This is a genomic window from Actinomadura rubrisoli (assembly GCF_004349215.1).
Taxonomy (GTDB): domain Bacteria; phylum Actinomycetota; class Actinomycetes; order Streptosporangiales; family Streptosporangiaceae; genus Spirillospora; species Spirillospora rubrisoli.
In genome coordinates, this window is the sequence record NZ_SMKU01000274.1 from 1 (window position 1) to 12,557 (window position 12,557).

The following is a 12,557-nucleotide window of genomic DNA, read 5'->3' on the forward strand; positions in this document are numbered from 1 at the left end:
GGTCGGGGGAGTCGGCGGCGTGGGGGCCTGCGCGCAGCCCGAGCCGACGCAGGCGCTGAGCGCCAGGTGCGCGGCGATGGGCTTGCCACCGGACGGGGCCAGCCCGACGTCGAGTTCCGTCCTGCCCCCGGCGGTCCGCTTGCCCGCCGAGAGGGCGGCGCCCGTCTTGAGCCTCACGACGGCGCTCCCCGCCGGGGTCTTGGCGCGGACGCCGAGCCGCGCGCCCGCCTTGACGGAGCCGTCGCCCAGCGACGCGCTCGCGCCGGTGCGCAGCCGGACGCCGGCACCGGCGACCGGCGTGCCGATCCCCGCGCCGACGTCCAGCCCCGCGGCGGCGGTCCTGGTCCGCTCGTCATAGGACAAGGTTCCGCCGAGGCGGAGGCCGAGTGCGGGCGCCGGACGGGCGTGGGCGCGCTCGGCGGGGGGCCCGGAGGTCTCGGCGTGCGAGACCCCGCTCATGGCGGCGACGCCGAGAACCGTCGCGCCGGCCGTCACCGCCAGTCTCCTACCTTGGTGCACAAGGGGCTCCTGAAGGGTTACGTGATTTGCACAACCTGCGAGCACGTTGGCACGTCACGTAGTCGATGTGAACAGGAATGCCGCATTTAGGTGGAGGTTCACAAGAGGGCGCGGGTTGTTTTGGGGCGTTTCTCCCAGATCGGGGCCGGGCCGTCCCGGTCGTGGCCACCGGGATACTGGGGAGATGACCAGGGTCATCGCGGGGAGCGCGGGCGGACGGCGGCTGACCGTCCCGGCGGGACGGGACACCAGGCCGACCAGCGACCGCGCCCGGGAGGGCCTGTTCTCCACCGTGCTGGCCCTCCTCGGCCCGCTGGACGGGCTGCGCGTCGCCGATCTGTACGCCGGATCCGGGGCCGTCGGGCTCGAAGCGCTCTCGCGCGGCGCCGCGCACGCCCTGCTGGTGGAGTCGCACCCGCGCGCGATGAAGGCGATCCGGCGGAACGCCGAGGCCCTGGGGCTGCCCGGCGCCGTCCCGCGCGCGGACAAGGTGGAGCGCCTCGTCCGCGACCCGCCGGACGAGCCGTACGACATGATCTTCGCCGACCCGCCGTACGAGCTGCCCGACGCCGCCGTCACCAGCCTGCTGGAGGACCTGCGCGACCACCGCTGGGCCACCCCCGACGCGCTGGTCGTCGTCGAGCGCGCCACGCGCGGCCCCGCCCTCCGGTGGCCGGACGGGTACACCGCCGAGCGCGACCGCCGCTACGGGGAGGCCGTGTTCTGGTACGGCCGCGCGGACGACGGGTGACCGGCCTGAGCGGTCTTCGGGGGGTCTTCGAGGGGTCGCCGCGCCGCCACGGGGTAGGTCCGGGGCATGAGGCCGGGCATCGACCGTGCCGTGGGACGGACCTGGATCGTGGCGCTGGTGATGATCATCGCGCTGATGGTGAACATCACCTACGTCCAGGGCTTCGAGGCGCAGGACCTGCGGGACGACTCGCTCAACGCGCGCCAGTTCCAGGACCGCAACAAGATCGACCGCGGCCCCATCGTCGCGGACGGCGAGCGGCTCGCCTGGTCGGAGGCCCTCCCCGGCGGCAAGAAGTACCAGCGCCGCTACAGGCAGAGCCCCGTCTTCGCCCCGATCACCGGGTACTTCTCCCCGTTCTCCCAGACGGGCCTGGAGAACGCCGAGAACCACATCCTGGACGGCACCGACCCGCGGCTCGCCACCACCAACCTCGTCGACAAGCTCATCGGCAAGCACGTCCCTGGCGGCACCGTAGAGGCCACGGTCGACGTCAAGGCGCAGCGCGCGGCCTATGAGGCGCTCCAGGGCAGCGGCGCCCGCCGCGCCGCCGCCGTCGCGATCGACGCCAAGACCGGAGCGATCCTGGTGATGGCCTCCACGCCGTCCTTCGACGCCAACGACGTGTCCGTCCTGGAGGGCGAGCGCGCCCAGCGGGCGTTCACCCGGCTCAGCGCCCAGCCGCTCAAGCCGCTGCTGAACAAGGCGTCGAACGAGCTGTTCCCGCCCGGATCCACGTTCAAGACCGTGGTCGCCTCGTCCGCGCTGACCGCCGGCGGCGGCGCGGACGCGCGGGTCAGGGCCGGCCGCAGCTACCGGCCGCCGGGCGCGGGCCAGGCGATCAACAACGACGCGGGCGACATCGGCGGCGAGTGCGACCTGCCCGCCATCCCGCTGATCGACGCCTACGCCCAGTCCTGCAACACCACGTTCGCCTACATGGGCGCGCAGCAGCCCGGCAACGACGCCGTCCACGAGCAGGCGGCCAAGTTCGGCTTCGGCGAGCCGGTCCGGATCGAGTCCGGCATGTCCGGCGCCGCCAGCGCGTTCCCGACGACCGACCAGCCGTCGCTCAGCGCGCTCGGCTCCATTGGGCAGGGCAGCACGGTCGCGACGCCGCTCCAGATGGCCATGGTCGCCGCCGGAGTCCTCAACGACGGCAAGGTCATGCGGCCCTACCTCGTCTCCAAGGTGACCGCCTCCGACGGCCAGGAGGTCGGACGGGGCACCTCCAGGCAGCTGTCGCGGGCGCTGACGTCCGGCCAGGCGGCGCAGATGCGGGAGATGATGGAGGCCGTCGTCCAGAAGGGCACAGGCAAGTCGCTGCGCGGCACGTCCGTCCTGGGCGGCAAGACCGGGACCGCCGACGTCGAGGGCGCCTCCTACAACGACCGCTGGTTCATCGGCTTCGGCCCCCGCCCGGACGCGCGGTACGCGGTCGCGGTGATGACGGAGGCGTCCGGCTACGGCATCGAGTCCGGCCCGATCGCCGCCAGGATCATCGACGCGCTGGGGGACTGAGCCCGGGTGATACCGGACGATGACGGTTTGGTACGGTCGCGCCGCAGGTCAGAAACCGGGACCGAAGGGGTTCTCCTCGTGCGCCGTGTCGTCTGTCCGGGATCGTTCGACCCCGTCACCAATGGCCACCTCGACATCATCAGCCGCGCCTCCCGCCTCTACGACGAGGTGGTGGTGGCCGTGCTGATCAACAAGAACAAGAAGAGCCTCTTCACCGTCGACGAGCGCGCCGACATGATCGCAGAGGTCACCGAGGAGTACGGCAACATCAAGGTGGACAAGTTCTACGGGCTGACCGTGGACTACTGCAAAGAGCAGAACATCCCCGTGATCGTCCGAGGGCTGCGGGCCGTCAGCGACTACGAGTACGAGCTGCAGATGGCCCAGATGAACCACCGCATCGCGGGCGTCGAGACGCTGTTCATGGCGACCAACCCCGAGTACGCCTTCCTGTCCTCCAGCCTGATGAAGGAGGTCGTGCGGTTCGGGGGCGACATCTCCGGGCTGGTCCCCGACATCGTCCACGAGCGCCTGGTCGACCGGCTCCAGGGACGCGACTGACCCGGAGGCGGGGACCCGGCCGCGCTCCGGTGGCCTCCCGGGCGGGCGCGCCGCCCGGGAGGGCCGCAAGGGACCTGGTGAGGCGGGGCGCGAGTTGGGGCATCGCCAGGTGTTCGGTACGCTGGGACATCGGCCATCACCGGCGGCGGCCGCCGCCGGTCCCCATCGCCGCCGGCGCCGCATCTCACGAAAGCAGGAGTCCGCTGTCTCGCCTCGACCCCAACGCCCCTCTGGTGCTCGACACCCGAGCTCTGAGCAGGCAACCCGGGTCGTCGAAGAGCAAGCGCCTGTCCGTGCCGGCGCCGGAGGACTTCGGCGTCGAGATGGTGGGCGTCCCCGAGGGGGCCGCCATCGAGCTGGACCTGCGGCTCGAAGCGGTGCTGGAGGGGGTGCTCGTCACCGGAACGGCGACGGTGCCGCTGGAGGGGGAGTGCGCCCGCTGCCTCGACCCGATCACCTCGGAGTTCGATGCGGACTTCCAGGAGCTCTTCGTCTATCCTGACACCCGCTCCGGCGGGAACGCGGACGACGACGAGCTCCGGCTGGAGGACGACCTGATCGACCTCGAACCGGTGCTCCGGGACGCGGTGCTGCTCGCACTGCCGCTGTCCCCGTTGTGCCGGGACGACTGTCCTGGCCTGTGCCCGGACTGCGGTGTACGGCTGGCGGACGTCGGCCCCGACCACCACCACGAGACCGCCGACCCCCGGTGGGCGGCATTGCAGGGCCTGGCCGGCGACGTGGCGCCGGTCCCTCCGGCTGGAGGGAGCGGGGACACCGAGCCCCGCGGTTCAATCGACCGACGAGATGGAAAGCAGGAGGGCTGACATGGCCGTCCCGAAGCGGAAGAAGTCGCGGAGCAACACGCGGCACCGGCGCTCGCAGTGGAAGACCGCTGCGCCGACGCTGGTCGACTGCCCCACGTGCCGCGACAAGAAGCTGCCGCACACGGCGTGCGCGTCGTGCGGCACCTACGACCGGCGGCAGGTCATCGCCCCGTCGGCCTGAGCTTTTCGCATCCTGGGGGGCGGAACCGCGTGCATGCGGCCCGCCCCTCACGATGCGCGCCAGGCACCGACCACCCCGGCGCGTGATGCCGGCGTGGTGACCGGCGCGGAGACCTGCGCCCGGAGCCGTGGTGCACGCCGGGATCAACCGACCGGCGCGCACCTCGTCTTCGCGGACCTGTTTTCAGGGGGACGACCCAGGCCCCCGCGGTCGGACACAGCGGACCCTCGCCCCGCGAGGGCCCGGCTACGACCGTCCGGCTCTCCTCGCCGCTCCTCCTCGCCGCCCGGCCCCCGGCCGCCACGCGCCACAGAGGCGGCCGCGCGACGGCGCGGCCGCACGGCCTGCGAGGAGGGCCTGTGAGCGGCAAGAAGACCGACCCCGCGCCGGACCGCGCGGAACTGTCCCGCGCGCTCGGCGTCGAGGTCACCGAAGACCTGCTCGAACGCGCGCTGACGCACCGTTCGTACGCCTACGAGAACGGCGGCCTGCCCACCAACGAGCGCCTGGAGTTCCTCGGCGACTCGGTGCTGGGCCTCGTCGTCACCGACACCCTGTTCCGGGGCCACCCCGACCTGCCCGAGGGGCAACTGGCCAAGCTGCGCGCCGCGGTGGTCAACATGCGGGCCCTCGCGGGCGTCGCCCGCGCCCTCGGCGTCGGCGCGCACATCCGGCTCGGCCGGGGCGAGGAGGGCACCGGCGGCCGCGACAAGGCGTCGATCCTCGCCGACACGCTGGAGGCGCTGATCGGCGCGGTCTACCTCGACCGGGGGCTGGGCGAGGCGTCCGCGCTGGTGCACCGGCTGTTCGACGGGCTCATCGACCGCTCGGCGGGGCTGGGCGCCGGCCTGGACTGGAAGACCTCGCTGCAGGAGCTCACCGCCGTGGAGGAGCTCGGCGTCCCCGAGTACCACGTCGCCGAGAGCGGCCCCGACCACCAGAAGACCTTCCGCGCCTCGGTGCGGGTCGGCGGCACGACCTACGGCGCGGGTGAGGGCCGCAGCAAGAAGGAGGCCGAGCAGCACGCCGCCGAGGCCGCCTGGACCGCCATCCGCGAGATCGTCGTCCAGCGCGAGACCGACCCGGGGCCGGACGCCGGGGCCGGGCCCGCCGGATCCGAGCACGCCGAGGCCGGGTCCGGAGCCGGGCCGGGGGAGCCGGAGGCCGGGCGGGCCGGCGAGTCCCGGTCCGCGGGGTTCGCCGGTGCCTGAGCTTCCCGAGGTCGAGGTCGTCCGGCGGGGTCTGGAGCGCTGGACGGCCGGCCGGACGATCGCCTCCGCCGAGGTGCTGCACCCGCGGGCCGTCCGCAGGCACGCGGCCGGCCCGGCCGACTTCGCCGCCCGCCTCGCGGGCCGCGCCGTCCTGCCGCCGCGCCGCCGGGGCAAGTACATGTGGCTGCCCCTGCGCGACCCCGAGGCGGGCCCCGGGCGGGACGGGGCGCCCGCCGAAGCGCTCCTCGCCCACCTCGGGATGAGCGGCCAGTTGCTCGTCGGCGAGCCCGGCCGGGAGCGCGAGAAGCACCTGCGGGTCCGGGTCGCGTTCACCGACGGCGGCCACGACCTGCGTTTCGTCGACCAGCGGACGTTCGGGCACCTGCTGGTCGCCGACCTCGCCCCCGACACCTATGCGCACGCCGACGACGCGCCCGGTGCCGCCAAGAACGGGGAGGGGCTCGTCCCGGAGCCGATCGTGCACATCGCCGCCGACCCGCTGGAGGACGCCTTCGACGAGGAGGCGTTCGTCCGCGCGCTGCGCCGCCGCAAGACCGGGATCAAGCGGGCCCTGCTCGACCAGTCGCTGATCAGCGGCGTCGGCAACATCTACGCGGACGAGGCGCTGTGGCGGGCCAGGCTGCACTGGGCACGGCCCACCGAGACCCTGACCCGCGCCGAGGCCCTGCGCGTCCTGGAGGGCGCCAGGGAGGTCATGGGAGCGGCCCTGGCCGTCGGCGGCACCTCGTTCGACAGCCTCTACGTCGACGTGAACGGCGACAGCGGCTACTTCGAGCGGTCCCTGGACGCCTACGGCCGCCGCGACGAGCCGTGCCGCCGCTGCGGCACGCCCATCCGCCGCGACGAATTCATGAACCGCTCCTCCTACACCTGCCCCACGTGCCAACCGCGTCCCCGCAGGGCACGGTACTAGCGCGAGGGGATCAGGGACGGGGACGGGATGGATGAGAACGAAGTGCGGCGGACCGCACCGGACGAGATGGAGCAGGACGAGGTCGTGCGGCTGACGGCCTGGGTGCGCGGGCATGTCCAGGGCGTGGGGTTCCGCTGGTGGGTGCGGGCGCGGGCGCTGGAGCTCGGCCTGACCGGCACCGCGACCAACCTGGGTGATGGGCGCGTCGAGGTCGTCGCGGAAGGGCCACGCGGACAGTGCCGGCGGCTCCTGGCCCTGCTGAGCGGCGACGCGGCGGATGGGCGGCCTCTGCCGTCCGATCTTCCGGGCCGTCCCGGACGGGTCGCGGGGGTCACCGAGCGCTGGAGCGCGCCGCGCGGCGGGGCCTCCGGTTTCCGGGAACGGTGATCGGGTAGGGAATTCCGGTTTGTACCTGCTAAACTAGTGGAGACAGGTTGTTACCGGCCTGTGATGTGCGTCTTGACCAGGACAGCGGCCGGTGCGACTCTAGACGATACGCGCACCGACTTCAGTTGCTTCTCGTGCGCGATCCCTGCTGGTTACTCAGCGTGGAGGACCCTTAGTCATGGCGAAGGCTCTACTCGGCCACGTCGGCGGTCCCGACCCCCGGATGGTCGCGGAGATGCGGCGCCTTCAGCAGCGCGTGCGTGATCTGGAAGCCGAGCTCGTACGGCTCCAGGCGGAGAACGACGCGCTGGCGACGGCGACGGACGACGACGTGATGTCGCTTGCGGTGAAGGACCGTGAACCGGCGCTGACCTGATCGGCGCCTTTATCTCGAAAGTGGACAGGGACGCCGTGCCAAGGCGTCCCTTCTGTTTTGCCCACCGTCCCGGTGATCATGGTGGACGGCCGTCCGCGGGCCCGCTGAGGACCCGCCGGACCGTCCGGGCGTACGCTCTCGCGGCGGCCGTCCGGTACTCCGCCGCACCGGTGTTCCGACGCACCATCGGATCGGTGGTTCCGTCGCCCTACCCATGCACATTCCGTGACCTCGGAATATGCGGTCGTGCGCCCTTTCGGCGTCCCCGTTCGCGGACGCGGCCCGTCGGGTCAGGCTTCGGTCAAGCCCGCGTCGAGTTTCGGTCTGTCCGAGTATGGCGACCATTACGGCAATCACCCCGATAAGGGACGTCAGTCCGGCCGCGGGCTCACCACCCGATTCCGGGGGGACGCGCCCGCCGCCCGCCTGGCCGGCCGCCGGCCGCTCGCCGGCTCAGGGCCCTGGGGAAACAGGCCAGGTCGCTCCGCGTTGGGGCGGATCATGGCACATTGGAGGGGAACGGCCGCGCGGCTGCCGGGCACCCGGCGCCCCGGCCGGTATCGTGCGACAGGCTCCCCGGCCACCGAGCCGGGACGAGAGCCGGGCCCGTACAGGGGTAGGGGCCCTCGGACGCGGCGGCCGCCGGCCAGGCCGGCGGGCCCTGCCCGGCCGGGATCCACGGCGGAGACTCCCGGCGCCACACCCGGAGGAGGACGGCGAGCGCGTGTACCTGAAGACCCTGACGCTGCGCGGCTTCAAGTCCTTCGCGTCCTCCACCACCCTGAAGTTCGAGCCCGGCATCACCGCCGTCGTCGGCCCGAACGGGTCGGGCAAGTCCAACGTCGTCGACGCGCTCGCGTGGGTGATGGGGGAGCAGGGCGCCAAGTCGCTGCGCGGCGGCAAGATGGAGGACGTCATCTTCGCCGGCACCGCCAGCCGGGCGCCGCTCGGCCGCGCCGAGGTCGTGCTGACGATCGACAACTCCGACGGCGCGCTGCCCATCGACTACACCGAGGTCACGATCAGCCGGCTGATGTTCCGGTCCGGGTCCAGCGAGTACGCCATCAACGGCGACTCGTGCCGCCTGCTCGACATCCAGGAGCTGCTGTCGGACTCGGGCATCGGCCGCGAGATGCACGTCATCATCGGCCAGGGCCAGCTCGACCGCGTCCTGCACTCCGGCCCCGAGGGGCGGCGCGCGGTCATCGAGGAGGCGGCGGGCGTCCTCAAGCACCGCAAGCGCAAGGAGAAGGCGCTGCGCAAGCTGGACGCGATGCAGGGCAACCTGACCCGCGTCCAGGACCTCACCGGCGAGCTGCGCCGCCAGCTCAAGCCGCTCGGCCGGCAGGCCGAGATCGCCCGCCGCGCCGCCGCGATCCAGGCCGACCTGCGCGACGCCCGGCTGCGGCTGCTGGCCGACGACCTGCTCACCCTGCGGACAAGGCTGGAGCAGGAGGCCGCCGACGAGGCCGCGATCCGCGAGCGGCGCGCCGAGACCGAGAGGGCGCTGGCCGAGGCGCAGCGGCGCGAGGCCGTCCTGGAGGCCGAGGAGGCCGAGGAGGCGCCCAAGCTGGCGCAGGTGCAGGACACCTGGTTCCAGCTGTCGGCGCTGAAGGAGCGGCTGCGCGGCGTCGCCGACCTCGCCGCCGAGCGGCACCGCAACGCCGCGGAGGCCCGCGAGGAGGAGCGGCGCGGCCGCGACCCCGACGACATGGAGCGCGAGGCCGCCGAGATCCGCGAGCAGGAAGAGATGCTCCGCGCCGTCCTGGAGGAGGCGCAGGACGCGCTGTCCACCGCCGTGCAGGAGCGGTCGGGCGCCGAGGAGGCCCTTGCCGCCGAGGAGCGCCGCCTCCAGTCCGCCGCGCGCGCGGCCGCCGACCGGCGCGAGGAGCTGGCGCGGCTGCGCGGCCGCGTCGAGGCGCTGCGCAGCAAGGCGCAGGCCGGCCGGTCGGAGATCGGGCGGCTCGCCGAGGCGCGGGACGAGGCCGAGCAGCGCGCCGGGACCGCCCAGACCGAGTTCGAGGCGTTCGAGGCCGAGGTCGTCGAGGACCCCGCGCTCGCCGCCGAGCACGAGCTGGCCCAGGAGGCCCTCGCCACCGCCAAGGACGCCGTGGAGGAGGCCCGCGCCGCCGTGGACGGCCCGCGCCGCGCCCTCCAGGAGGCGCGGGCGGCCGTCGGCTCCGCCCGCTCCGCCGACCAGGCCGCGCAGAAGCGGGTCACCGCGCTCCAGGCGCGGATCGAGGCCCTGAACCTGACGCTGGCCAGCGCGGCCGACGGCGGCGAGGCGCTCCTCGCGGCGGGCGCCGACGGCTCGCTCGACGGGGTGCTGGGCACGGTCGCGTCGCTGCTGACCGTCCGCCCCGGCTACGAGACGGCGGTCGCCGCCGCGCTGGGCAACGCCGCCGAGGCCATCGCGGTCGGCTCCCTGGACACCGCCGAGGCCGCGCTGGCGCTGCTGCGCTCCCGCGAGGCCGGACGCGCCGGGCTGCTCGTCGGCGGGGGGCCGTCCGGGCCGTCCGGGGGACGCGCCGCGGGCGTCGACTACGCGATCGACGCGGTGACCGTCCCCGGCATGGTCCGGTCGGCGCTTGAGCACCTGCTGCGCGATGTCGCGGTGGTCGATGACGTTCCCGCCGCCGCCGCGCTCGTCCGGAGCCACCCGTCCCTGCGCGCCGTCACCCGCGCAGGTGAGCTGGTCGGCGCGCACTGGGCGCAGGGCGGCGCGTCGGGCGGCCAGAGCCTGCTGCAGATGCGCGCGACCCTCGACCAGGCAACTCTGGATCTTGCCGCCGCCGAGACGGCGGCCGAGACCGCCGCCGGCGGCCTCGCCTCGGCGATGGAGTCCGAGCAGTCCGCACAGGCCGGGCTGGACGCCGCGCAGGCGGCCGTGAACCAGGCGCAGTCCGGTGTGAACGTGGCCCAGGCAGATCTTGACCGCGTCCGCGCGCGCTTGCGCGAGTTCGACGCTCAGGCCGCGCAGGAGGCCAAGCGGGCCGCCCGGCTGGAGGCCGACGTCCGCGCGGCCCGGGGCGAGGTCGAGCGGCTCACCAAGGCGCTGGACGCGGCGAACGAGTCGTTGGAGCGGGACACCGGCGCGGCCGAGGAGCTGGCCATGCGGCTCGCCGAGTCGGAGGAGGCCGCGGAGGTCGCCGCCGACGCCGGGCACGACACCGAGGCGCGCGACGAGCTGAACGCCCGCTGCCAGGAGCTCCGCTCGGCCGAGATGGAGGCGCGCCTGTCCGTCCGCACCGCCGAGGAGCGCGTCCAGGCCATCGCGGGCCGCGCCGACGCACTCGAACGGGGCGCCCACCGCGAGCGCGAGGAGCGGGCCCGCGCCGCGCAGCGCCGTGCCCGCCGCGAACAGCAGGCCAGGGTCGCCAAGGCCGTCCTCAAGGGCGCCCGGACGGCACTGGAGCGCATCGAGCTGTCGCTGGCTGCGGCGGTCAGACGGCGGGAGGCCGCCGAGCAGGCCCGCGCGGCGCGCGAGGCGGAGCTCAAGGTCGTCCGGAGCCAGGTGCGGGAGCTGTCCGGCACGCTGGAACGCCTGGTGAACGTCGTGCACGGCAACGAGGTCGCCCGCGCCGAGCAGCGCCTACGGCTGGAGCAGCTCGAACAGCGCGCCCTGGAGGAGTTCGGCCTTGAGGTCGAGTCGCTGGTGGCGGAGTACGGGCCCGAGCAGCTCGTCCCGCCCGGCCCCGAGGCGGCCGACGACGCGCAACCCGTCCCCTACGACAGGACGGTCCAGGAGAAGCGCGCCAAGGCCGCCGAACGCCAGCTCAACCAGCTCGGCAAGGTCAACCCGTTGGCGCTGGAGGAGTTCGCCGCGCTGGAGGAGCGGCACGCGTTCCTCACCTCGCAGCTGGAGGACCTGAAGAAGACCCAGCGCGAGCTGCTGGGCCTCGTCAAGGAGGTGGACGAGCGCGTCCAGCAGGTGTTCTCCGCCGCCTACGACGACACCGCCCGCGAGTTCGAGCGGATCTTCGCCCGGCTGTTCCCCGGCGGCGAGGGCAGCCTCTCGCTCACCGAGCCCGACGACATCCTCACCACCGGCGTCGAGGTCGCGGCCCGCCCGCCGGGCAAGAAGGTCAAGCGGCTGTCGCTGCTGTCGGGCGGCGAGCGGTCCCTGGTCGCGATCGCGTTCCTCGTCGCGGTCTTCAAGGCCCGCCCGTCGCCGTTCTACGTGCTCGACGAGGTCGAGGCCGCGCTGGACGACACCAACACCCAGCGGCTCATCACCGTCTTCGAGGAGCTGCGCGAGTCGTCCCAGCTCATCGTCATCACCCACCAGAAGCGCACCATGGAGGGCGCCGACGCCCTCTACGGCGTCAGCATGCGCGGGGACGGCGTCACCCAGGTCGTCAGCCAGCGCCTCCGCGAGCACGAGCACGTCTGACCGGCCGCGTCCGGCGGGGCTCGCCGTCGTCGCGACCCGGTCTTACGGCTCGGGGGCGGGCGTGAACAGGTAGCCCTCGATGCCGGTCCGGCCGCACGCGGTGTGGATGGTCTGCACGCCGCCGGTGGCGCCGATGTCGACGCCCACGCACATGCCGCTCTTGCGCGTCGCCTCCGGCAGGAGCCGGAACAGCTGCCCCGCCTGCACCGGCTTGCCCGTCGGCTCCAGGCTGAACCGCTGCAGCGGGTCGGGTCCGCAGTCCCTCATGTGCAGCGCCGCGCGCTCGGCCCTGGTGTCCAGGGCGGCGCACCACAGCCTGCCCTGCGTGGTCCATGCCTTGATCTGGAACACCTGCGGGGCCTCCGGGACGGCGGCGAGGCGGATGCGCTGGTACCGGTCGTCCGCCGCGCACGGGTCCTGCGCGAGCTGCGGCTTGAGCCGGTCGTCCGCCATGATCGACAGGCATTTGCCGGACGGTCTGCGGTCGGCCATCGGCATCACCGTGTACCAGCCGGGCTGCGGCGGCGGCACCTTCGTGGACGCGCTGGACGGCGTCCCCGACTTCCGGTGCTGCGACTCGCCGCCGAACGCGCCCAGCAGCGTCGAGGCCACCACCGCGATCGTGATGAACGCGGGCGCCGCGACGAGGAGCGACACAGGGCGCCGGTGGCCGGAGGCCCGGTTCGGAGCCTTGCGGGCGTGCCTCGGCCCCGCGCTCCGCCCCGTCGTCCCGCCCGCCGGCGCCGCCGCGTCGTTCCAGGGCGCCTGCGACCCCATGTTCAGCGCGGGCCTCTGGACGATCAGCCGGTCGCCCTCGTCCACGGCCGGCCGGACGGGAGCGTTCATCGGCATGGGACGGGTCTGCGCACCCACCCCAGTCTCCGGCCCCGTCCCCG

General features: G+C 73.8%; 12 protein-coding genes. 10 read left to right on the top strand and 2 right to left on the bottom strand.

Annotated features, from left to right (window positions below):
• Positions 1–495, bottom strand: a 495-nt coding sequence (locus tag E1298_RS34925; protein ID WP_207945015.1) for a hypothetical protein, incomplete at its 3' end; no start/stop codon positions are given.
• A gap of 208 nt (positions 496–703) precedes the next feature.
• Between E1298_RS34925 and rsmD the strand changes: the two genes are divergently transcribed.
• From rsmD to smc, 10 genes are all read left to right on the top strand, one after another.
• Positions 704–1,270, top strand: a complete 567-nt coding sequence (rsmD, locus tag E1298_RS34930; RefSeq protein WP_131900997.1) for a 16S rRNA (guanine(966)-N(2))-methyltransferase RsmD — start codon at positions 704–706, stop codon at positions 1,268–1,270.
• Between the two features lie 66 nt (positions 1,271–1,336).
• Positions 1,337–2,791, top strand: a complete 1,455-nt coding sequence (locus tag E1298_RS34935; RefSeq protein ID WP_131900999.1) for a penicillin-binding transpeptidase domain-containing protein — start codon at positions 1,337–1,339, stop codon at positions 2,789–2,791.
• Positions 2,792–2,869: 78 nt separating this feature from the next.
• On the top strand, positions 2,870–3,352 hold the full coding sequence (coaD, locus tag E1298_RS34940; protein WP_131901001.1) for a pantetheine-phosphate adenylyltransferase: 483 nt from the start codon (positions 2,870–2,872) through the stop codon (positions 3,350–3,352).
• Positions 3,353–3,585: 233 nt separating this feature from the next.
• On the top strand, positions 3,586–4,179 hold the full coding sequence (locus E1298_RS34945; protein ID WP_131901003.1) for a YceD family protein: 594 nt from the start codon (positions 3,586–3,588) through the stop codon (positions 4,177–4,179).
• Position 4,180: 1 nt separating this feature from the next.
• The gene (gene rpmF / locus E1298_RS34950; protein ID WP_131901005.1) at positions 4,181–4,360 is read left to right on the top strand and encodes a 50S ribosomal protein L32; all 180 of its coding nucleotides are present in this window, start codon (positions 4,181–4,183) and stop codon (positions 4,358–4,360) included.
• Between the two features lie 359 nt (positions 4,361–4,719).
• Entirely contained in the window at positions 4,720–5,571 is an 852-nt protein-coding gene (gene rnc, locus E1298_RS34955; RefSeq protein ID WP_131901007.1) for a ribonuclease III, read from the top strand.
• Entirely contained in the window at positions 5,564–6,505 is a 942-nt protein-coding gene (mutM, locus tag E1298_RS34960; RefSeq protein ID WP_131901009.1) for a bifunctional DNA-formamidopyrimidine glycosylase/DNA-(apurinic or apyrimidinic site) lyase, read from the top strand. Before rnc ends, mutM begins: the two co-directional genes overlap by 8 nt.
• A gap of 66 nt (positions 6,506–6,571) precedes the next feature.
• A complete protein-coding gene (locus E1298_RS34965) occupies positions 6,572–6,892 on the top strand; it encodes an acylphosphatase (RefSeq protein ID WP_131901015.1) in 321 nt (106 codons plus the stop codon).
• A 178-nt stretch (positions 6,893–7,070) separates the two neighbouring features.
• Positions 7,071–7,268 (top strand): hypothetical protein, encoded by a 198-nt coding sequence (locus tag E1298_RS34970; protein WP_021598747.1) that lies wholly within the window; start codon positions 7,071–7,073, stop codon positions 7,266–7,268.
• A 724-nt stretch (positions 7,269–7,992) separates the two neighbouring features.
• A complete protein-coding gene (gene smc, locus E1298_RS34975) occupies positions 7,993–11,661 on the top strand; it encodes a chromosome segregation protein SMC (protein WP_131901011.1) in 3,669 nt (1,222 codons plus the stop codon).
• Positions 11,662–11,703: 42 nt separating this feature from the next.
• Here the strand turns inward: smc and E1298_RS34980 are convergent.
• Positions 11,704–12,557: RICIN domain-containing protein (locus E1298_RS34980; RefSeq protein WP_207945016.1), on the bottom strand; the 854-nt coding region annotated here is incomplete at its 5' end.